Below are 19,657 nucleotides of genomic sequence, written 5' to 3'. Positions count from 1 at the left end.
GGCCCGGCCCCATCCCCCGTCCCTGGCCGAGGCCCGCCCGGCGGCCGTCCCGCCACCCCCTCCGGTCCGGTCGGCGTCCGGCCGCCGGCCACGTCCGCCCTGACACCCGGGCGGCCGGACACACCTGTGGCATCCGGCTCGGACGGGCGCACGGGGGGCGGCGGTGAGCGCGGGCGTTCCGGCGGCCGGCGGCGGACCCGCCGTGCGCCGGCAGCGGCAGAACGTGGGCGAGCGGCCGTTCCTCGTGATCTGGGAGTCCACCCGGGCCTGCCCGCTGGCCTGCGTGCACTGCCGCGCCGAGGCCGTCCCGGACCGGGATCCGCGCGAGCTGGACACCGGGGCCGCCAAGGAACTGATGCGGCAGATCGCCGACTTCGGCCGCCCGGCACCGTTGTTCGTGATCACCGGTGGTGATCCCTTCCAGCGGCCCGATCTGCTCGAACTCATCGCGTACGGCGCGGAGGTGGGCGTCCGCGTCGCCGTCTCGCCCTCCGGCACGCCGACGCTGACCGCCGAGCGGCTGCGGGCCGTGCACGAGGCCGGCGCGGTCGGCCTCTCGCTCAGCCTGGACGGCTCCACCCCGGAACTGCACGACGGCTTCCGGGGCGTGCCCGGCGTCTACCGCTGGACCCTCGACGCCTGGGACGCCGCCCGCGCGCTCGGCATGAAGGTGCAGATCAACACCACCGTCACCCGGCACAACCTGCACGACCTGCCGGACGTCGTCCGCCTCGTGCACACCCACGGCGCGATGCTGTGGAGCGCCTTCTTCCTCGTACCGACCGGACGCGGCGCGGCCCTCGGCGCGCTGACGCCCGCCGAGACCGAGGACGTCCTGAACTTCGTGTACGACGCCGGCCTGACCGTGCCCGCCAAGACCACCGAGGCCCACCACTTCCGCCGCGTCGCCCTCCAGCGCCGCGTCCTCGCCGGTCTGGGCGAGGACCACGAGCAGGCGCTCGGACTGGGGCCGCTGTACCGGGAGTTGCGGGCGCGCACGGCCGAGCTCGGCCTCGCCGCCGGGGGCCGCCGGGCCCGGCGGCCGCCGCTGGACGTCAACGCCGGCCGCGGCTTCGTCTTCGTCTCGCACACCGGGACCGTGCACCCCAGCGGGTTCCTGCCGCTCGGCGCGGGCAATGTGCGGCGACGGCCGCTGACCGAGATCTACCGCACCTCCGCGCTGTTCACCGGGCTGCGCGACCCCGACCGGCTCGGCGGCCGGTGCGGTGCCTGCGAGTTCCGCCGGGTCTGCGGCGGCTCCCGCTCCCGCGCGTACGGCGTGACCGGCGACCCGTACGCGGAGGAGCCGTGGTGCGGGTACGTGCCGGGGTCGTTCCCCCACCAGGAGGAATTGGCCGCGCTGATGTCCGGGACGGGGGCGCGGACGGCGCCGAGGGGAGGGGAGACGTCGTGAGCGGGGGCGAGGCCGACGACGCGCCACGGCCGGACGGCCGCAGAACGCTGCCGCTGCTCCAGGAGGGCGGTGGCCCCGGCGGACCCGGAGAGCCGGGCGCCGGTGGCCCGGGCGGCCCCGGCATCCGGGCCGGCCACCCCGCCCGACAGGGGGTGCGGGCATGGCAGATGTGGGCGCATCTGGTGGTCGCCGGATGGGCCGGGCTCGCGTTGCTCGCGGCCACCGAGCGGGACACCCTGCCGGTGGCTCGCTGGCTGGCGGTCCATCTCTTCCTGCTCGGCGCCGCCACCACCGCGCTCGTGGTGTGGAGCGAGCACTTCGCCGTCGCGATGCTGCACGCCCGGGCCCCCGACCGGCGGTGGAGCACCGTACGGCTCGCGGGGGTGAACGTGTCCGTCGCCGGGGTGCTCCTCGGCGTGTGGGCCGACCTGCCGGCGCTGATCGCGGCGGCGTGCGCGGGACTGGTCGCCGCCGCCGTCGCGCACCTCGTGGTGCTCGTCCGCCTCGGCCGGGGCGCGCTGGGCGGCCGGCTCGCGCCCGTCACCGCCTACTACCGGGCCGCCGCGGCCGCCCTCGCCGTCGGGACGGTCCTCGGCGGGCTGCTGGCCACCGGGACCGTGGGCGCGGACGGGCACACCGGGCTGCGGCTCGCGCACCTGCACGTCATGCTGCTGGGCTGGATCGGACTGCCCGTACTCGGCACCCTGTTCATGCTCTGGCCCACCGCACTCGGTGTCCGGATGCACCAGGACACCACCCGGACGGCCCGTCGCGTGCTGGTCCTCACCGGGGGCGGACTCGCGCTCGCCGTGGCCGGGCTCGCGGGCCCGGCGGCCCTGCCGGACCCGGCCTCGGGCCCGGCGGGCGCCTGGCGTGCGGTGACCGTCGCCGGGTTCGCCGCCTACGCCACCGGTGTCGCCCTCGCCGTACGGGTGTGGGCGGGCATCGTCCGACGGGGGCACACGCCCGTCTCGGTCGCCGCCGCCTGGTCGCTGGCGGCGTCGGCGGTGTGGCTGGCGGCCGGGATCGTCAGCGACCTGGTGCTGTTCGCCACCCACACGGCGGCCGACGCCCAGAGCGGCGTCGAGTCCCTGATTCCGCTGTTCCTGCTCGGCTTCGTCGCCCAGGTGTTGATCGGCGCGCTGACGTATCTGCTGCCGGTCGTGCTGTCGCACGGCCCGAGGGAGCGGGCGGGTTCGCGGGCCGTACTGGAACGGGGCCGGCAGCCCCGGCTGGCCGCGCTCAACCTGGCCGTCGCCCTGCTCGTCCTGCCGCTGCCCGGGCCCGCCGCCACGGTGGGCACCGTGCTCGCCGCGGGCGCCGCACTGGCCTTCCTCGGGCTCGTCCTTGCGGTGCTCGGCCGGCGGGTGGCCGCCGCGGCGGGGCCGCCCCGGGCGCCCGTGCTGATCGGCACGGCGGTGGCCGCCGTCGTCACGGCCCTGGCCGTGCTCGTGGCGGGGAGCGGCGGTACGACGACGACCGCGTCCGGCGCCGGCGCGGGCGGCGGCGCCGCTTCCGGAACCCGTACCGTGGCGGTGTCCCTGCACGACATGCGGATCACCCCGAGCCGCATCGAGGTTCCCCGGGGCACCGCGCTGCGGCTGAAGGTCACCAACCGCGACGCGCAGCGGCACGATCTGAGGATCGAGGACGGCCCCGCCACCTCGCTGCTCTCCGACGGACAGTCGCGCACCCTCGACCTCGGCACCCTCACCGGCGACCGCGCGGGATGGTGCACGGTACCGGGGCACCGGGCCGCCGGGATGACGCTGGCCATCGTGGCCACCGGCGGCACGCGGGCCTCCGCCGGGAGCGCCGGTGGCCACGACGGCCATTCCGCGAGCGCCTCGGAGGGCTCGGGACTCGACCTCTCCGCCGGCTTCTCCGCCGGGTGGCACGCCCGGGACGCCGCCCTGGCCCCGGCGGCCGGCACAACCGTGCACAAGGTCGAACTGCACGTCCGGCAGCGGACGGTGGAGGTCGCGCCCGGGGTGCGGCAGCGGATGTGGACCTTCGGCGGGAGTGCGCCCGGGCCCACCCTGCGCGGGAAGGTCGGCGACGTCTTCGAGGTCACCCTCGTCAACGACGACACCACGATGGGCCACGGCATCGACTTCCACGCCGGTGCGCTCTCGCCCGACGTGCCCATGCGCACGCTCGACCCGGGGGAGCGGCTCGTGTACCGGTTCCGGGCCGAGCGGGCCGGGGCGTGGCTGTACCACTGCAGCACCGCGCCGATGCTCCAGCACATGGGCAACGGCATGTACGGCGCCGTGATCGTCGATCCGCCGGGGCTGGACGCCGTCGACCGGGAGTACGTGCTGGTCTCCTCCGAGCTGTACCTGGGGACGCCGGGGAGCGCGGCGCAGGTCGCGAAGATGCGCGCGGACACGCCGGACGCCTGGGTGTTCAACGGGGTCGCCGCGCAGTACGCGAAGGCGCCGTTGCGGGTGCGGGCGGGGGAGCGGGTGCGGTTCTGGGTGGTGGCCGCGGGGCCGAGCGACGGGGTCGCCTTCCATGTGGTGGGGGCGGTGTTCGACACCGTGTACAAGGAGGGGGCGTACGCGTTGCGGGCGCGGGGCGGTGGCGGTTCCGGTGGGTCTCAGGTGCTTGATCTGGCCGCCGCTCAGGGCGGGTTCGTGGAGACGGAGTTCGCGGCGGCCGGGCACTACTCCTTCGTCGATCACGACATGCGGCATGCGGAGGCGGGGGCGCACGGTGTGGTGGAGGTGCGGTGATGGGCGGGGGCGCGATCGGGCTGTGGCAGGTGGTCCGTTTTCTGCACGTGGCCGGGGCCGTGCTGTGGGTGGGCGGGCAGCTGGCGCTGTCGTTGGTGGTGCTGCCGCTGGCCCGGCGGGTGCTGGGGGAGGAGGAGCGGGGGCGCTTCGCGGCACGGGTGGGACGGCGGTTCGGGATGCTGACGGGGGCGGTGTTCCTGCCGGTGCAGCTGGGGTCGGGGTGGGCGATGGCCTGGCACAAGGGGGTGACGTGGGCGTCGCTCGGGGAGCCGGGGTACGGGCGGGTGCTTGCGGCGAAGCTCGGGTTGTTCGGGGTGGTGATGCTGACGGCGGTGGTGCATGGGTGGGCGCATGCGAAGGGGCGCCCGGAGTTGGCGCGGGCACTGGCTGTGGGGTCGCTGGTGGGGTCACTGGGGGTGGTCCTGCTGGCGACGGCCCTGCCGGCGACGTGACAGCGCGTTGCCTCGCCCCCGGCCGCCCTTGCCCTTCCCGTCCCCAGGGGCTGTGCCCCTTCGACCCCGGCGGGGGCTGCGCCCCCTGCACCCCCCGCACGGGACTTCGTCCCGTTGTGCGCAGTTCCCCGCGCCCCCGAGAGAGGAGCCGTCATGCGGATGCCCGAGGTTGACGCGGCCTTGGTGGAGCGGTTGTTGTACTCCGCCGTCGCCGCGCCGTCGATTCACAACACGCAGCCGTGGCGCTTCGGCATGGATGCCGGTACCCGGACGATCCAGGTCAGGGTGGACCGTGCGCGCACCCTGCCGCACGCCGACCCCCGGCTGCGTGCGCAGCACCTCTCCGTCGGCGCCGCCGTCTTCAACCTTCGCGTCGCCGCCGCGCACTTCGGCTGGGAACCCCTCGTCCACCTGCTGCCCGACCCGGCCGACCCCGATCTGCTCGCCACCGTCCGGCTCGGCGCCGCCGCGCCGGGCGCGCGGCCTGCGTACCGGCAGCTGTACGACGCCGTCGCCCGCCGGCACACCAGCCGGCTGCCGTTCACCGGCCGGCCCGTGCCGGAACACATCGTCGCGGAGATGACCGCCGCGGCCCGCGCCGAGGGCGCGCACCTGGACATGCCCGACTTCGCCGGCACCCGGCGGCTGCTCGGTCTGACCGCTGTCGCCGAGGACCGCAACGCCGCCGACCCCGCCCGTACCGCCGAGGCCCGGGCCTGGGTCAGCGCCCCGGGCGCGGGCGCCCCGTACGGCATCCCGCTCACCTCCCTCGGCCCCCGGGACGCCTACGGCCGGATGCCCATGCGGGACTTCACCGGCCCGCTGTCCACCCTGCGGCCGCCCGCCCTTCGCTTCGAACGGCACGCCCAGGTCGCCCTGTTGTGGACCCCGCACGACCGGCGGGAGGACTGGCTGCGTGCCGGGCAGGCCCTGGAACGCGCGCTGCTGGTGGCCACCCGGCACGGGGTGCGCACCTCGATGCTGCACCAGGCCATGGAGTGGCCCGACCTGCGGGCGGCGACGACCGGCGCCCGGCAGCGCTGCGCCCCGCATCTGCTGATCCGCTTCGGCTACGGCCCGGACGGCGGCCGCACCCCCCGCGCCACCGCCCGCCCGGATGGGGAGCACGACGACACCCCGGTCCCGTAGGAACGGGAGCGGGGTGTGGAGGGGCGGGCCGGTCGCGGCGTTCGCGGACGGCCTCCGCGCCGCTCAGTCCGTGCCGCGCACATCCGTCAGCTCACGCCCGGTGACCATCGCGGACTCGATGCGGATGAAGACGTCCTCCCGGATCGGCATCCAGGACCGCGGCCCGCTGCGCAGCAGCCGCTCGTGTTCCGCCGGGTCGGTCACCACCGCGGCCGGCCCGGTGACGACGACGCTCCAGCCGGAGCGGTTCGCCGCGTCGAACTCGTCCGCCTCGAAGGCCACCACGACGCCGTCGACCGCCCGGACCAGGTCCGACCCCGCCGAGGTGCGCAGCAGCACCGAGGAGTCCGCGTCCAGGACGAAGTTCACCGGGAGCACCGCGGGGAGCGCGTGCCGGGTGTACACGACCCGGCCGACCGGCACCCTGGCGAGCAGCCGCAGGCACTCCTGGCGGTCCATCGCGCGGAAGACGTCGTATCGCAACATCCCTCCATGTTCGCCGCCCCTCGCCACGTGCGTTAGGGCCGGTCGGCCCCCATTCGTCCGCCGGGGGCGCCGGACCGCGGGACGGGCCACCCGGTCCCGTCGAGGGGGACGGTCCGCCCGTCGGGAGGGGCCCTTCGGCCCACCCCGGGCGGGCGGACCGTCGCCGACAGTGGGACCGGGTCACCGGGCTGCCGCACCGGCGGCCCTGCGGCCCGGGCGCCCTCCGGTGCCGTACACCCGCGTGAGCGAAGGGACGGACGGCATGCCTCAGCCGTCGAGGACGCAGAACGACAGCCCGGAGCAGGACACCTCCCCGGAGCAGGACACCTCCCCGGCGCCGGACGCCGCGCTCGTGCCCGGGCGGGCATGGCTGATGCTGGCGCTGGCCACCGCCGGCTTCGCCGTGAACTTCTGGGCCTGGGCGCTGCTCAGCCCCCTCGGCCCGCGCCTCAAGGACAGCCTGGAGCTGTCCTCCTTCCAGCAGTCGCTGCTGGTGGCCGTGCCGGTCGTGGTCGGCTCGCTGGGCCGCGTCCCGGTCGGCGCGCTCACCGACCGCTTCGGCGGCCGGGTGATGTTCCCGCTGGTCTCGGCGGTGACCATCGTGCCGGTGCTCTATCTCGGCCTGGCCGGTCACTCCTCGCTCGCCGCCCTGCTGACCGGCGGGTTCTTCCTCGGCATCGGCGGCACCGCGTTCGCCGTCGGCGTGCCCTTCGTCAACGCCTGGTTCCCGCCCGAGCGGCGCGGTCTGGCCATCGGCGTCTTCGGCATGGGCATGGGCGGCACCGCGATCAGCGCGCTCACCACGGTCAAGCTGGTCGACGCGCACGGCATGGCCGACCCCTTCCTGCTCACCGCCGCCGTCCTCGCCGTGTACGCCGTACTGGCCGCGCTGCTGCTGCGGGACGCGCCCGGACGGACCGTCCCGACCCAGCCGCTGGGCCGCCGGCTCGCCGCCGCCTGCGCACTGCCCCTGACCTGGCAGGCCTCGGCCCTGTACGCGGTGGCTTTCGGCGGCTACGTCGCCTTCTCGGTCTATCTGCCCACCTATCTGAAGACCGGCTACGGGCTCACCCAGGCCGACGCGGCCAACCGGATGGCCGGCTTCGTGCTGCTGGCGGTGGCGATGCGTCCGGTGGGCGGCTGGCTGTCGGACCGGCTCGGCCCGGTGCGGGTGCTGACCGTGTCGCTCGGCGTGGTGCTCGCCGGCGCGCTCGTCCAGTCCCTCACCCCCGCGCTGGCCCCCACCGGCACGCTCGCCTTCCTCGCCCTGGCCGCCGCGCTCGGCGCGGGCAGCGGCGCGGTCTTCGCGCTGGTCGCCCTGCTGGCCCCGGCCGAGCAGGTCGGCTCGGTCACCGGGATCGTCGGCGCCGCGGGCGGACTGGGCGGCTTCCTGCCGCCGCTGGTGATGGGCTCGCTGTACGGCGCCTACGGGTCGTACGCGCTCGGCCTGCTCCTGCTGGGTCTGGTCGCCGCGGCGGCGCTCGTCTTCACCGGCACCGGGGTGCGCACCGCCGTCACCCGCCGTGCCGCCCGGGTTCCGCAACCCCGGCCCCAGCCGCGCTGAGCGGCCCACGGCAAACGAGAAGACCCACACGCGACACATCCGAACCACCCGACGCACGCATCGGACGAGGAGGGCACGAGCCATGTGCGAGTACTGCGGCTGCCAGGCGGTGGAGTCGATCGGCCGGCTCACCCGCGAGCACGACACGGTGGTGGACATGATCGGCCTGGTGCGGGACGCCCACCGCGACGGCGACCTCACCCGCACGGCCGAACTGGCCCGCGACATCGCCGCCGTGCTCGCTCCGCACACCCAGGTGGAGGAACACGGACTGTTCCCCGCCCTGGCCGGCGACTTCCCCGAGAAGATCGCCACTCTGGAGGAGGAACACCGCGCGATCGAGGCGGTGCTGGCCGAGGCCGCGTCCGGCGTCCCGGCGGACCCCGCCTGGCCGGACCGTCTCCTCGACGCCCTGGCCGTGCTGCGCGCGCACATCCTCAAGGAACAGGACGGCGTCTTCCCCGCCGCCCTCGCCTTCCTGAGCACCGAACAGTGGGAGGCCGTCGAAGCGGTACGCGCCCGGGTGGGCGGACAGGTGCCCGAATCGTCGCCCTGACCGGCCCGGCGGTCCGTCCGTGCCGTCCGGTGCCCCCGCGCCGGGCGGCACGGAGGTGCGTCCGATGGAATTCTGACTTCGCATGTGTCGACCGCCCGATACGCGGTAAGCCAGGGGGTGGCGCGACAGGAGATCAGCACAGGGACGAGCAGGACGAGCGAGCGACCACGGGAGAACCCGGGAGGGAGCGGCGCGGTGGCCACGGAGACCGATCCGGCGTCGGAGAGCGGCGGCAAGAGCGGCAGCGGAAGCGGAACGGCACGACCCGGACTGGACGGCGAACTGACGGACGCGCTGGTGCGCTCCCGCCGCTACTTCACCCGGGCGGAGATCTCCCCGGACCTGCGCACCCTGCGCAGGAAGGGCGGCCGGCGGGCGGACGACTTCTACCGGGAGCGCTGGTCGCACGACAAGGTGGTGCGCTCCACGCACGGCGTGAACTGCACCGGCTCCTGCTCGTGGAAGGTGTACGTCAAGGACGGCATCATCACCTGGGAGGCCCAGCAGACCGACTACCCCTCGGTCGGCCCCGACCGCCCCGAGTACGAGCCGCGCGGCTGCCCGCGCGGCGCCGCCTTCTCCTGGTACACCTACTCGCCCACCCGGGTCCGCTACCCGTACGTCCGGGGCGTGCTGCTGCGGATGTACCGGGAGGCGAAGGCCCGGCTCGGCGACCCGGTGGCGGCCTGGGCGGAGATCACCGGCGACCCCGAGAAGGCACGCACGTACAAGAGCGCGCGCGGCAAGGGCGGCCTGGTGCGGGCGAGCTGGGACGAGGCGGTGGAGATGGTGGCCGCCGCGCATGTGCACACCATCAAGGAGTACGGGCCCGACCGGCTGGCCGGCTTCTCGCCGATCCCCGCGATGTCGATGGTGTCGCACGCGGCGGGCGCCCGCTTCTACTCGCTGCTCGGCGGAGTGATGCTCTCCTTCTACGACTGGTACGCCGACCTGCCGGTGGCCTCGCCGCAGGTCTTCGGCGACCAGACGGACGTGCCCGAGTCGGGGGACTGGTGGGATGCCGGATACCTGATCATGTGGGGCTCCAATCTGCCGGTGACCCGCACCCCCGACGCGCACTGGATGGCCGAGGCCCGCTACCGGGGCCAGAAGGTCGTCGCGGTCTCCCCGGACTACGCCGACAACGTGAAGTTCGCCGACGAGTGGCTGCCCGCCCAGCCCGGCACCGACGGGGCGCTCGCCATGGCCATGGGGCATGTGGTGCTCAAGGAGTTCTTCGTCGACCGCCGCACCCCGTACTTCGAGCATTACGTCAAACGCTTCACCGACCTGCCCTTCCTCGTCGCCCTCGACGAGGCGGCGGACGAGCCCGGCACGTACGCACCGGGGAAGTTCCTCACCGCCGCCGACCTCGGCGGCACCCACGCCGAGGCCGAACACCCCGAGTTCCGCACGGTGTTGCTGGATGCCGACGGCACCCCGGTGGTCCCGGGCGGCACCCTCGGCGACCGGTTCGGCGAGGGCGGCGCCGGGAAGTGGAACCTCGACCTGGGCGACACCGACCCGCTGCTGTCGGCCGACGGCGGCGGCGAGACGCCGGTCACCGTCCTGCTGCCCCGCTTCGACGCCCCCGACGGCAGCGCGGGCCTGCTGCGGCGAGGGGTCCCGGTGCGGCGGATCGCGGGGCGTGCGGTGACCACGGTGTACGACCTGCTGCTCGCCCAGTACGGGGTGGGCCGCCCGGGACTGCCCGGCCGCTGGCCCACGTCCTACGCGGACGCCGAGGAGCCGTACACCCCCGCCTGGCAGTCCGTGATCACCGGCGTGGACGCGGCGCGGGCGGCGCGGATCGCCCGGGAGTTCGCCGCCAACGCCGAGGAGTCCCGCGGCCGTTCGATGATCGTGATGGGCGCCGGGACCAACCACTGGTTCCACTCCGACACCATCTACCGCGCCTTCCTCACCCTGACCACCCTCACCGGCTGCCAGGGCGTCAACGGCGGCGGCTGGGCCCACTACGTCGGCCAGGAGAAGGTGCGCCCGCTCACCGGCTACTCCGCCCTCGCCACCGCCTCCGACTGGAACCGCCCGGCCCGGCAGATGATCCAGACGGCCTACTGGTACCTGCACGGCGACCAGTTCCGCTACGACCCGTCCTCCGCCGACGCGCTCTCCGCGGCCGGACCCACGGGTCCGGGCGGCCCGTTCGCCGGGCGGAGCACCGCCGACGTCATCGCCGCCTCCGCCCGGATGGGCTGGATGCCCTCCTACCCCACCTTCGACCGCAACCCGCTCGACCTCGCCGACGAGGCGGAGGCCGCCGGCCGCCCCGCCGCCGAGCACGTCGTGGACGAACTCGCCGCCGGACGGCTGGGGTTCGCGGGCGAGGACCCGGACGCCCCCGAGAACTTCCCCCGCGTCCTGACCGTCTGGCGGGCCAATCTGCTCGGCTCCTCCGCCAAGGGCAACGAGTACTTCCTCAAGCACCTCCTCGGCACCGACCACTCCGTCCGCGCCGCCGAGGCACCGCCCGAGGCCCGGCCCCGGGACGTGGTGTGGCGCGAGGAGGCCCCCACGGGCAAGCTCGATCTGCTGCTCACCCTGGACTTCCGGATGACCAGCACCACCGTCTTCTCCGACGTGGTGCTCCCCGCCGCCACCTGGTACGAGAAGCACGACCTCTCCAGCACCGACATGCACCCCTACGTGCACGCCTTCAACCCGGCCATCGCCCCGCCCTGGCAGACCCGCACCGACTGGGACGCCTTCGTCACCCTCGCCCACGCCTTCAGCCGGCTGGCCGCCACCCACCTCGGCGTGCGCAAGGACGTCGTCGCCGCCCCGCTGCTGCACGACACCCCCGACGAACTGGCCACCCCGCACGGCAGGGTGCGGGACTGGAAGGCCGGCGAGTGCGCCCCCGAGCCCGGCCGCACCATGCCGAAACTGCTCACCGTCGAACGCGACTACGCCGCCGTCGGCGAGAAGATGACCGCCCTCGGCCCGCTGCTCGACACCCTCGGCGCCACCACCAAGGGCGTGACGTTCAAGCTGGACAGCGAACTGGAGTACCTGCGGCACAAGAACGGCACCGTGCGCGGGGGAGCGGCGAACGGCCGGCCCTCGCTCGCCCGCGACGTGCACGCCTGTGAAAGCATCCTCGCCCTGTCCGGCACCACCAACGGCCACCTCGCCACCCAGGGTTTCCACACCCTGGAGGCACGCACCGGCACCCGGCTCGCCGATCTGGCCGCCGAGCACGAGGGCAAGCGGATCACCTTCGCCGACACCCAGGCGGCCCCCGTCCCGGTCATCACCAGCCCCGAGTGGTCCGGTTCGGAGACCGGCGGACGCCGCTACTCCCCGTTCACCGTCAACGTGGAGCGCGGCAAGCCCTGGCACACCCTCACCGGCCGCCAGCACTTCTACCTCGACCACGACTGGATGGCCGCCCTCGGCGAACAACTCCCCGTCTACCGGCCCCCGTTGAACATGCACGCCCTGTTCGGCGAACCACGGCTGGGAGAGACCGGCGAACTCGGCGTGACCGTGCGCTACCTCACCCCGCACAACAAGTGGTCCATCCACTCCGAGTACCAGGACAACCTGTTCATGCTGTCGCTCTCCCGGGGCGGCCCCACCATCTGGATGAGCGTCCAGGACGCGGCCAAGGTCGGCGTGCGCGACAACGACTGGATCGAGGCGGTCAACCGCAACGGCGTCGTCGCCGCCCGCGCGATCGTCTCGCACCGGATGCCCGAGGGCACGGTGTACATGTACCACGCACAGGACCGGCTGATCGACGTGCCCCGCACCGAGACCACCGGCCGCCGCGGCGGCATCCACAACTCCCTCACCCGGCTGCTGGTCAAGCCCAGCCACCTCATCGGCGGCTACGCCCAGCTCACCTACGCCTTCAACTACCTCGGCCCGACCGGCAACCAGCGCGACGAGGTCACCGTCGTCCGCCGCCGCGCCAACCAGGAGGTGACGTACTGATGCCCCGCGCCGAAGCCCCCATCGGGCGCGTGATGGCCCAGATGGCGATGGTGATGAACCTCGACAAGTGCATCGGCTGCCACACCTGCTCGGTCACCTGCAAACAGGCGTGGACCAACCGCACCGGCGTCGAGTACGTGTGGTTCAACAACGTCGAGACCCGCCCCGGCCAGGGCTACCCGCGCCGCTACGAGGACCAGGAACGGTGGCGCGGCGGCTGGGAACTGAACAAGCGCGGCCGGCTCCAACTGAAGGCCGGCGGCCGGTTCAAGAAGCTGATCACCATCTTCTCCAACCCCGTCCTGCCCACCCTGGACGACTACTACCAGCCCTGGACCTACGACTACGAGACGCTCACCAACGCCCCGCTCCAGGAACACACCCCCGTCGCCCGCCCCAAGTCGCTGATCACCGGCAAGGACATGAGCATCAAGTGGTCCGCCAACTGGGACGACGACCTGGGCGGTTCGGCACAGCACGGCGAGCAGGACGTCGTCCTCGGCGAGATCTCCGAGAAGATCAAACTGGAGTTCGAAGAGACGTTCATGTTCTATCTGCCGCGCATCTGCGAGCACTGCCTCAACCCCTCCTGCGCGGCCTCCTGCCCCTCCGGCGCGATCTACAAGCGCGAGGAGGACGGCATCGTCCTCGTCGACCAGGACAGGTGCCGGGGCTGGCGGATGTGCGTCACCGGATGCCCGTACAAGAAGGTCTACTTCAACCACCGCACCGGCAAGGCCGAGAAGTGCACCTTCTGCTTCCCCCGCGTCGAGGTCGGCCTGCCCACCGTCTGCTCCGAGACCTGCGTCGGCCGGCTGCGCTACATCGGCCTCGTCCTCTACGACGCCGACCGCGTCCTGGAAGCCGCCACCACCCCCGAGGACACCGACCTCTACGAGGCCCAGCGCTCCGTCCTCCTCGACCCGGACGACCCCGCCGTGATCGCCGCCGCCGAACGGGACGGCATCCCGCGCGACTGGATCGAAGCCGCCCGGCGCTCCCCGGTGCACGCCCTGATCAACACCTACAAGGTGGCGCTGCCGCTGCACCCGGAGTACCGCACCCTGCCGATGGTCTGGTACGTGCCCCCGCTCTCCCCGGTCGTCGACGCCGTGCGCGAGACCGGACAGGACGCCGAGGACCACCGCAACCTCTTCGCCGCCGTCGACGCCCTGCGCATCCCCGTCGACTACCTCGCCCAGCTGTTCACCGCCGGGGACCCCGCCCCGGTCGACGCCGTACTGCGCCGGCTGGCCGCCATGCGCGCCTACATGCGCGACATCAACCTCGGCCGCGAACCCGACCCCGCCATCCCCGAACGCGTCGGCATGGGCGAGGAGCAGATGTACGACATGTACCGGCTGCTCGCGCTCGCCAAGTACGACGAGCGGTACGTCATCCCGCCCGCCCACGCCGAACAGGCGCACTCCCTGGAGGAGCTGGCCACCGAGTGCAGCCTCGACTACGAGGGCGGCCCCGGCATGGGAGGCTCCGGACCCTTCGGCGAGACCTCCGGGGGCGCGGCACCCATCGCCGTGGAGAACTACCGCGCCCTGCGCGACCGCCAGCTCTCCGACACCCCGGCCGCGCCCGCCGGCAAGGGCACTCGCGTCAACCTCCTCAACTGGGACGGCAAGGGCTCACCGCCCGGCCTGTTCCCGCCGGCGGAACCGGGTGACGACACGAACGGCGCCCCGGGCGGCGACAGCGACGGGGAGGTCGAGCCGAAGCCATGAGGACCACGAAGCGAAAGCTGCGCCCCGCCGCCCGCACCGAGCCCTGGCACCCCTACGCCTGGCAGGTGCAGTCGCTGCTGCTCGGCTACCCCGACGCGGACTTCGCCGGGCACCTCGACCTCGCCCGCCGCGCCGCCCCCGCCCTGCCCGGCCCCGTCCGCGACCCCCTGCTCGCCTTCACCGCGCACGCCGGGCGCACCCCCGCCGAGGACCTGGCCGTCGCCTACGTCGCCACCTTCGACCACCGCAAACGCTGCTGCCCGTACCTCACCTACTACGCCCACGGCGACACCCGCAAGCGCGGCATCGCCCTGCTGCGGCTCAAGCAGGCCTACGCCGCCGCCGGACTGCGCCCCGTCGAGGACGAACTCCCCGACCACCTCGCCGTCGTCCTGGAGTTCGCCGGCGTCGACCCGCCCGCCGGACACCGGCTGCTCACCGCACACCGCGCCGGACTCGAACTCCTCCGCCTCGCCCTGCGCGCCGAGGACTCGCCCTGGGCCCACCTGCTCCAGTCCGTCTCCGCCACGCTGCCCCCGCTGGGGGGCGACGAGGAGGAGGCCGTCGCCCGGCTCGCCGCCGAGGGGCCGCCCGGGGAAGAGGTCGGGCTCGCCCCGTACACGCCCCCGCAGTTCATGCCCGACCCCGCAGGAGGCCCGCGATGACCGCACCCCCGCACGCCCTCGCCCCGGCCCACCTGACCACCGCCGCCGAGGCCGGGCCGGGCGGCGTCTTCCTGTGGGTGATCCTGCCCTACCTCAGCCTGGCCTTCTTCGTCCTGGGCCACGTCTGGCGCTACCGCTACGACAAGTTCGGCTGGACCACCCGCTCCTCCCAGCTCTACGAGAGCAGACTGCTGCGCATCGGCAGCCCCCTGTTCCACTTCGGCATCCTCGTCGTCCTGCTCGGCCACATCGGCGGACTGCTCATCCCCGAGAGCTGGACCGACGCGGCCGGCATCAGCGAGCACACCTACCACGTGGCCGCCGTCGTCCTCGGCACGATCGCCGGGGTGTGCACCCTGGGCGGGCTCGCCCTGCTGCTGTACCGGCGGCGCACGGTCGGCCCGGTGTTCTCCGCCACCACCCGCAACGACAAGGCGATGTACGTCTCGCTCACGCTGACCATCGCGCTCGGCCTGTCCGCGACCGTCGTCGCCAACATCGTCGGCAGCGGCTACAACTACCGGAACACCATCTCCCCGTGGTTCCGTGCGCTCTCCTACGGCGAGCCGGACCCGGATCTGATGACCGGCGTGCCCCTGCTGTTCCAACTGCACGCGCTCAGCGCCCTGTTCCTCTTCGCCTTCTGGCCCTTCACCCGCCTCGTCCACATGCTCACCGCCCCCCTCGGCTACCTGACCCGTCCCTACATCGTCTACCGCAGCCGCGACGACCGCCTCGGCAACCGGCCCCCACGCCGCGGCTGGGAACGCGTCGGCTGAACGGGCCCAGGGGGGTGGTGGCGGTGTGAGGGTGCGCGAGCACTCACCGTGCCCCGTCAGGGGCGCGGGGAACTGCGCGAGAAGCCCCACCGGCGGCCAGCCGACAACGAACCCAACGGGGTCCAAGGGGCGGAGCCCCTTGAAGGGACGGGAAGGGTAGGGGCGGCGGGGGCGAAAAAACTCACCCGATCTCCACCACACGGGCCCACGCCGGCGGCAGCTCCGGCACGTACTCGGGGTCGTCCTCGTCGTAGCCGTACGCGCCCCGAGGAAAGAGACCGACCACCGTTCGACAGGGCGGACGCGTGCTCGGCCACGGCGTCTGACCGTCCGTGAGCGCCACCACCACATCCGGCCGCGGCCACCCCCGCAACGCCCTGGCGAAACCCGCCCGCAGATCCGTCCCCCCACCACCCACCAGCGCGATACCCTCCGCCCGGCACAGCGACCGCACGCCCTGCGCCGCCGCATCGCACGACACCACGCTCACCAGATCCCGGCGCCCACCCACGGCCCGCGCGATCGCCGCCACCTCGAGCAGCGCACTGCCCAGCTCGGCGTCACTGACCGACCCCGAGGTGTCGACCACCACCGCCACATGCGGCGGTCTGCGCCGCAGACTCGGCAGCACGGCACCCGGCACCGAGGCCGACCGCCGCGAGGGCCGGCCGTAGCTGTAGTCCTCACCGGCACCGGGCGCGGAGACCGCCGCACGCACTGCCGCACCCAGCAACTCCCGCCACGGCTGCGGCGGATGGAACGCCTCCTCCGCCCACCGCCGCCACCCCCCGGGGACGTCCCCGTGCCGGCCGGTGATGCCCCGCGCCACCCGGAACCGCACCGCGTCCCGCTCCTGGGCGCTGAGTCCGTGCGCGCCGTCCGGCCCGAGGTCCCACTCCCGGTCCAGCCCGTCGGCGCCGCTGCCGCAGTCCAGCCAGGCCCAGTCCTGGGTCCGCGGGCCCAGTTGGAACCAGTGCAGGTACTCCTCCATCAGCTTGCCCTCGGGCAGATCGAGGGTCGCGGGCAGCACGGCACCGGCGGGCCGGAGCAGCCCCTCGCCGAACACGTCGTCGTTGATCTCGCAGTCCGCCGCGATGTTCATGCGCAGCCGTTCCGCCGGACCGGTCAGCCCGCGCTCGCGGGCGACGCGGTCGCTGCGCCCGTGGTGGTCGCGCAGCAGGTGCGTCACCTCGTGCACCCACACCCCGGCCAGCTCCTCCACCGGCATGGCGTCCACGAACGCGGGGGAGACGTAGACGCGCCAGTGCCGGTCGACGGCCATCGTCGGCACCCGGCGGGACTCGACGGGGTGCAGCGCGAACAGCGCCGCCGCGAGATAGGGCCGGACCCGGGCGGCGTGCAGCCGGGCGGCGAACAACTTGTCGAGGTCAAGGGCGCTGTCGGCGCCGTCCGGCACCCAGGACGCGTCCGTCGGCCCGCTCATCGGACGGCCTTCGCGGTCGTGGAAATCTTCGCCGCGGTCCGGGCCGCCGCCCGGTCCGCGCGCCGGGCGAGGGCCACCGTCCCGGTGAGCCGTTCGATCGAGGCGGGCACGTCCCAGTCCTCACGGCGCAGCGAGGCGAGCGTCGTCGCCGGGACCACCACCACGTCCGGCGCACCGGTCTCCGCCGCCCGCACCAGCACCGCCCAGGCCGCGTCCCAGCGGGCCCGCTCCGGGCGGGCCCGGACCGCCGCCACCACCGCGTCCAGCGCGGCCTGCCGCAGATCGCCCCGCTCGGGCAGGCCGGCGACGGCCGGGTCGGCGAGCAGGATCTCGGGGTCGGGCAGGTCCATCCGGTCCAGCCAGGCCAGGAGTTCCAGTCCGGGACCGTCACCCACGGTGCCGCGCACCAGCAGCGCCAGCACCTCGCGGGAGGAACCGGCCGCGGTGGCGAAGGCGAGCAGGGACAGCGTCATCTCCCAGCTGCGGGGCGAGGGCCAGGCGCCGCCCCGGCGACTCTCGCCGGAGGGCAGCCGGTGCACCAGCGTGGGGCGGGCGTCGAGGAACCCGCACACCGCACGGCGTGCGAAGGCCACGGCCTCGGGCAGCGCCGCCGGGTCGAGCCGGGGCAGGGTCGCCCGGGGCCAGGTGCCGCCGAGCCCCCGGACCACCACCTCGTGGTCGTGGACCCACTGCAGATGCACGAACCGGTTGGCCAGCGGCGGGCTCAGCTCCCAGCCGTCGGCCGCCGAGGAGCGCGGATTGGCGGCGGCCACGATCCGCACCCCCGGCGGCAGCCGCAGCGCGCCGACCCGCCGCTCCAGCACCAGCCGGAGCAGCGCGGCCTGGACGGCGGGCGGCGCGGTGGACAGCTCGTCCAGGAACAGCAGCCCCTGCCCGGCCCGCACCAGGCGCACCGCCCAGTCCGGCGGGGCCATCGGCACGCCCTGCGCCGCGGGGTCGTCGCCGACGACGGGCAGCCCGGAGAAGTCGGACGGCTCGTGCACGCTGGCGATGACCGTGGTGAGCGGCAGATCGAGGGCGGCGGCGAGCTGGGTCAGGGCGGCCGTCTTGCCGATCCCGGGTTCGCCCCACAGCAGCACGGGCAGATCGGCCGCGACGGCCAGGGTCAGGGCCTCCAACTGGACGTCGGGGCGCGGCTCGGTGGTGGTGTCGCGCAGCAGGGTCAACAGGCCGGCGGCGACGTCGAGTCGGGACGCGGGGGCAAGCGTGGTCATGTGGCATCACCTGGGGGTTCGTGGCGGATGGAGGCAGGGTGGGGCACGGCTCGTGGCCGGCCCGGGCTCAGTAGAAGGTCTTCGTGGGAAGCGCGTCCGTACGTGGGCGCCGACGCTTGCGGTGCCCGGAGCCGGCGACCGCACGGAAGCGTCCGGGGCCGGGGTCCGCCAGGCCCGCCCGGTACATCCCGTGCGCGACCCGGCGCCGTGCGGCGCCATCCAGCGCGTCCCGCAACGGCCCGTCGCGCAGCACCGCCTCGCGCCCCAGCAGGCCCTCGACGACGGCGAGCGCGCCGGTGACGTCACCGTGGTGCAGACGTTCGCGGACGTCGGGGAGGCAGTCCGGGCTGCGGTGGAACGCGTCGACGATCCGCAGACAGGGCAGCGGTTCGCCGGTCAGGGCGGCCAGCAGCTCCTCCCGGCGGATCTCCTCAGGGGTGTGGTCCAGCGGTGCCAGGACCCCGTCGACCAGGCCGATCCGGTGCCGGGCGCCCCGGCACGGCACGACGTGGGTCCCGCTCGCGGGCGCCCGCCGCTCGTGCGCGGAGTCCGGAGCACGGCCTGGTACGAGGGCCGCGGCGACCAGCGGATGCAGCCGGTCGGCGGTGAGCTCACCGGCCCGCAGCAGCTCCAGATCGGGCGGCACCCAGGTCGCCGCGTCGGGCAGCACGGGCATGCCGGAGAAGCCACCGCCGTCCGCCGGGGCCGTCACCGCCGCGATGCGCGGGGCGGCCGAGCCGTCCGTGACGACGTCCAGGAGCAGCCGCTGCCCGCCCCCGAGCCGTACGAGGACGGCACCGGAGTCGCGGCCCTCGGCGGCGAGCAGGAGCCCCGCCTCGGCCGCCCACCGGCCGACGGCACAGCGGTGGCCGTCCGGCACCGCTCGCAGCGGCTCGGGCACCTCCTCGTCCGGCGGCCGGTCGGCCCCGGACCGCACCCGCAGCTCCCCGGCCCTGCGGGCGTCCCACAGATGACGGTGCAGGTCCAGCCGGAAGCGCCGGCTGGGCCGGGGATGCGGATGGTGCCGGGCGTCGGCCGTGGCGGGGGTGCCGTCCCACAGTGCCAGGCCGATCCGCTGGCCGCCGTCCGCCCACGCGGGCGGGGTCCGCACCACGAGGTGCGGTGGGGCCGGGCCGTCGGTCCCCGGGGTGTCGTAGTGGGCCAGTGCGAGGGTGAGCCCCGGGCGCAGCAGTCCGTCGGGGGCGATCCTCGGCAGGTGCCAGCGCAGCAGGTCGGGGGCGAGGTGGCGCAGATCGTCCCGGACGCGGGCCGCGAGGTCACGGCCGTGGGCGCGGGCCACGGCACGCAGGTCGAGATCGACGTCGACGCCCGCGGCGGCACACGCTCCGGCCCAGTCACCGGCACGGCGGCGCGCGGTCGCGGTCTCGATCATGGAGGGCGGCACGGCGTACTCGCGTACGCGCCGCCAGAGGGAGAGGCGGACATTCCCGGTCGCGGGGTGAGTGGCCATCAGCACTC

The 19,657-nt window shown here is 74.5% G+C and carries 14 protein-coding genes; 10 read left to right on the top strand and 4 right to left on the bottom strand.

The window, feature by feature from the left end; genetic code table 11:
* Nucleotides 1-163: 163 nt before the first annotated feature.
* The 4 genes from OIE12_RS04355 (at nt 164) to OIE12_RS04340 (ending at nt 5,753) form a co-directional block, all read left to right on the top strand.
* The gene (locus OIE12_RS04355; RefSeq protein ID WP_329131907.1) at nt 164-1,414 is read left to right on the top strand and encodes a TIGR04053 family radical SAM/SPASM domain-containing protein; all 1,251 of its coding nucleotides are present in this window, start codon (nt 164-166) and stop codon (nt 1,412-1,414) included.
* Complete coding sequence (locus tag OIE12_RS04350) at nt 1,411-4,152, top strand: multicopper oxidase domain-containing protein (protein ID WP_329131905.1); 2,742 nt, start codon at nt 1,411-1,413, stop codon at nt 4,150-4,152. The genes OIE12_RS04355 and OIE12_RS04350 overlap by 4 nt, the downstream gene beginning before the upstream one ends.
* Entirely contained in the window at nt 4,152-4,604 is a 453-nt protein-coding gene (locus OIE12_RS04345; RefSeq protein WP_329131903.1) for a hypothetical protein, read from the top strand. The genes OIE12_RS04350 and OIE12_RS04345 overlap by 1 nt, the downstream gene beginning before the upstream one ends.
* 153 nt (nt 4,605-4,757) lie before the next feature.
* On the top strand, nt 4,758-5,753 hold the full coding sequence (locus OIE12_RS04340; RefSeq protein ID WP_329131901.1) for an Acg family FMN-binding oxidoreductase: 996 nt from the start codon (nt 4,758-4,760) through the stop codon (nt 5,751-5,753).
* Nucleotides 5,754-5,816: 63 nt separating this feature from the next.
* Here the strand turns inward: OIE12_RS04340 and OIE12_RS04335 are convergent, their stop codons facing one another.
* A complete protein-coding gene (locus OIE12_RS04335) occupies nt 5,817-6,239 on the bottom strand; it encodes a pyridoxamine 5'-phosphate oxidase family protein (protein WP_329131899.1) in 423 nt (140 codons plus the stop codon).
* 373 nt (nt 6,240-6,612) lie between these two features.
* Here OIE12_RS04335 and OIE12_RS04330 point away from each other — a divergent pair, with 373 nt between their 5' ends.
* The 6 genes from OIE12_RS04330 (at nt 6,613) to narI (ending at nt 15,499) form a co-directional block, all read left to right on the top strand.
* Nucleotides 6,613-7,803 (top strand): nitrate/nitrite transporter, encoded by a 1,191-nt coding sequence (locus OIE12_RS04330; protein ID WP_329141727.1) that lies wholly within the window; start codon nt 6,613-6,615, stop codon nt 7,801-7,803.
* Between the two features lie 82 nt (nt 7,804-7,885).
* Nucleotides 7,886-8,359 (top strand): hemerythrin domain-containing protein, encoded by a 474-nt coding sequence (locus OIE12_RS04325; protein ID WP_329131897.1) that lies wholly within the window; start codon nt 7,886-7,888, stop codon nt 8,357-8,359.
* Between the two features lie 270 nt (nt 8,360-8,629).
* Entirely contained in the window at nt 8,630-12,319 is a 3,690-nt protein-coding gene (locus OIE12_RS04320; protein WP_329141726.1) for a nitrate reductase subunit alpha, read from the top strand.
* Nucleotides 12,319-14,055: a nitrate reductase subunit beta gene (gene narH, locus OIE12_RS04315; protein WP_329131895.1), complete on the top strand. Its 1,737-nt coding sequence runs from the start codon at nt 12,319-12,321 to the stop codon at nt 14,053-14,055. The genes OIE12_RS04320 and narH overlap by 1 nt, the downstream gene beginning before the upstream one ends.
* Nucleotides 14,052-14,720, top strand: coding sequence for a nitrate reductase molybdenum cofactor assembly chaperone (narJ, locus tag OIE12_RS04310; RefSeq protein ID WP_329131894.1), 669 nt, complete (start codon nt 14,052-14,054; stop codon nt 14,718-14,720). The genes narH and narJ overlap by 4 nt, the downstream gene beginning before the upstream one ends.
* The gene (gene narI, locus OIE12_RS04305) at nt 14,717-15,499 is read left to right on the top strand and encodes a respiratory nitrate reductase subunit gamma (protein ID WP_329131892.1); all 783 of its coding nucleotides are present in this window, start codon (nt 14,717-14,719) and stop codon (nt 15,497-15,499) included. Before narJ ends, narI begins: the two co-directional genes overlap by 4 nt.
* Nucleotides 15,500-15,680: 181 nt before the next feature.
* On the opposite strand, the gene OIE12_RS04300 is transcribed toward narI, so the two are convergent.
* From OIE12_RS04300 to OIE12_RS04290, 3 genes are all read right to left on the bottom strand, one after another.
* On the bottom strand, nt 15,681-16,943 hold the full coding sequence (locus OIE12_RS04300) for a vWA domain-containing protein (protein ID WP_329131890.1): 1,263 nt from the start codon (nt 16,941-16,943) through the stop codon (nt 15,681-15,683).
* On the bottom strand, nt 16,940-18,178 hold the full coding sequence (locus tag OIE12_RS04295) for an AAA family ATPase (protein WP_329131888.1): 1,239 nt from the start codon (nt 18,176-18,178) through the stop codon (nt 16,940-16,942). Before OIE12_RS04295 ends, OIE12_RS04300 begins: the two co-directional genes overlap by 4 nt.
* Nucleotides 18,179-18,245: 67 nt before the next feature.
* On the bottom strand, nt 18,246-19,649 hold the full coding sequence (locus tag OIE12_RS04290) for a hypothetical protein (protein ID WP_329131886.1): 1,404 nt from the start codon (nt 19,647-19,649) through the stop codon (nt 18,246-18,248).
* Nucleotides 19,650-19,657: the final 8 nt, after the last annotated feature.

It is taken from the genome of Streptomyces sp. NBC_00670, assembly GCF_036226765.1.
Taxonomy (GTDB): Bacteria; Actinomycetota; Actinomycetes; order Streptomycetales; family Streptomycetaceae; genus Streptomyces.
This window is presented reverse-complemented; position numbering and strand designations above follow the sequence as displayed.

What these genes read in the sequence shown, in the direction of transcription:
- OIE12_RS04345 (WP_329131903.1), top strand. Translation starts at nt 4,152, where the DNA reads ATGGGCGGGGGCGCGATCGGGCTGTGGCAGGTGGTCCGTTTTCTGCAC.
- OIE12_RS04340 (WP_329131901.1), top strand. Translation starts at nt 4,758, where the DNA reads ATGCGGATGCCCGAGGTTGACGCGGCCTTGGTGGAGCGGTTGTTGTAC.
- OIE12_RS04335 (WP_329131899.1), bottom strand. Translation starts at nt 6,239, where the DNA reads ATGTTGCGATACGACGTCTTCCGCGCGATGGACCGCCAGGAGTGCCTG.
- OIE12_RS04330 (WP_329141727.1), top strand. Translation starts at nt 6,613, where the DNA reads ATGCTGGCGCTGGCCACCGCCGGCTTCGCCGTGAACTTCTGGGCCTGG.
- OIE12_RS04325 (WP_329131897.1), top strand. Translation starts at nt 7,886, where the DNA reads ATGTGCGAGTACTGCGGCTGCCAGGCGGTGGAGTCGATCGGCCGGCTC.
- narH (WP_329131895.1), top strand. Translation starts at nt 12,319, where the DNA reads ATGCCCCGCGCCGAAGCCCCCATCGGGCGCGTGATGGCCCAGATGGCG.
- narJ (WP_329131894.1), top strand. Translation starts at nt 14,052, where the DNA reads ATGAGGACCACGAAGCGAAAGCTGCGCCCCGCCGCCCGCACCGAGCCC.
- narI (WP_329131892.1), top strand. Translation starts at nt 14,717, where the DNA reads ATGACCGCACCCCCGCACGCCCTCGCCCCGGCCCACCTGACCACCGCC.
- OIE12_RS04300 (WP_329131890.1), bottom strand. Translation starts at nt 16,943, where the DNA reads ATGAGCGGGCCGACGGACGCGTCCTGGGTGCCGGACGGCGCCGACAGC.
- OIE12_RS04295 (WP_329131888.1), bottom strand. Translation starts at nt 18,178, where the DNA reads ATGACCACGCTTGCCCCCGCGTCCCGACTCGACGTCGCCGCCGGCCTG.
- OIE12_RS04290 (WP_329131886.1), bottom strand. Translation starts at nt 19,649, where the DNA reads ATGGCCACTCACCCCGCGACCGGGAATGTCCGCCTCTCCCTCTGGCGG.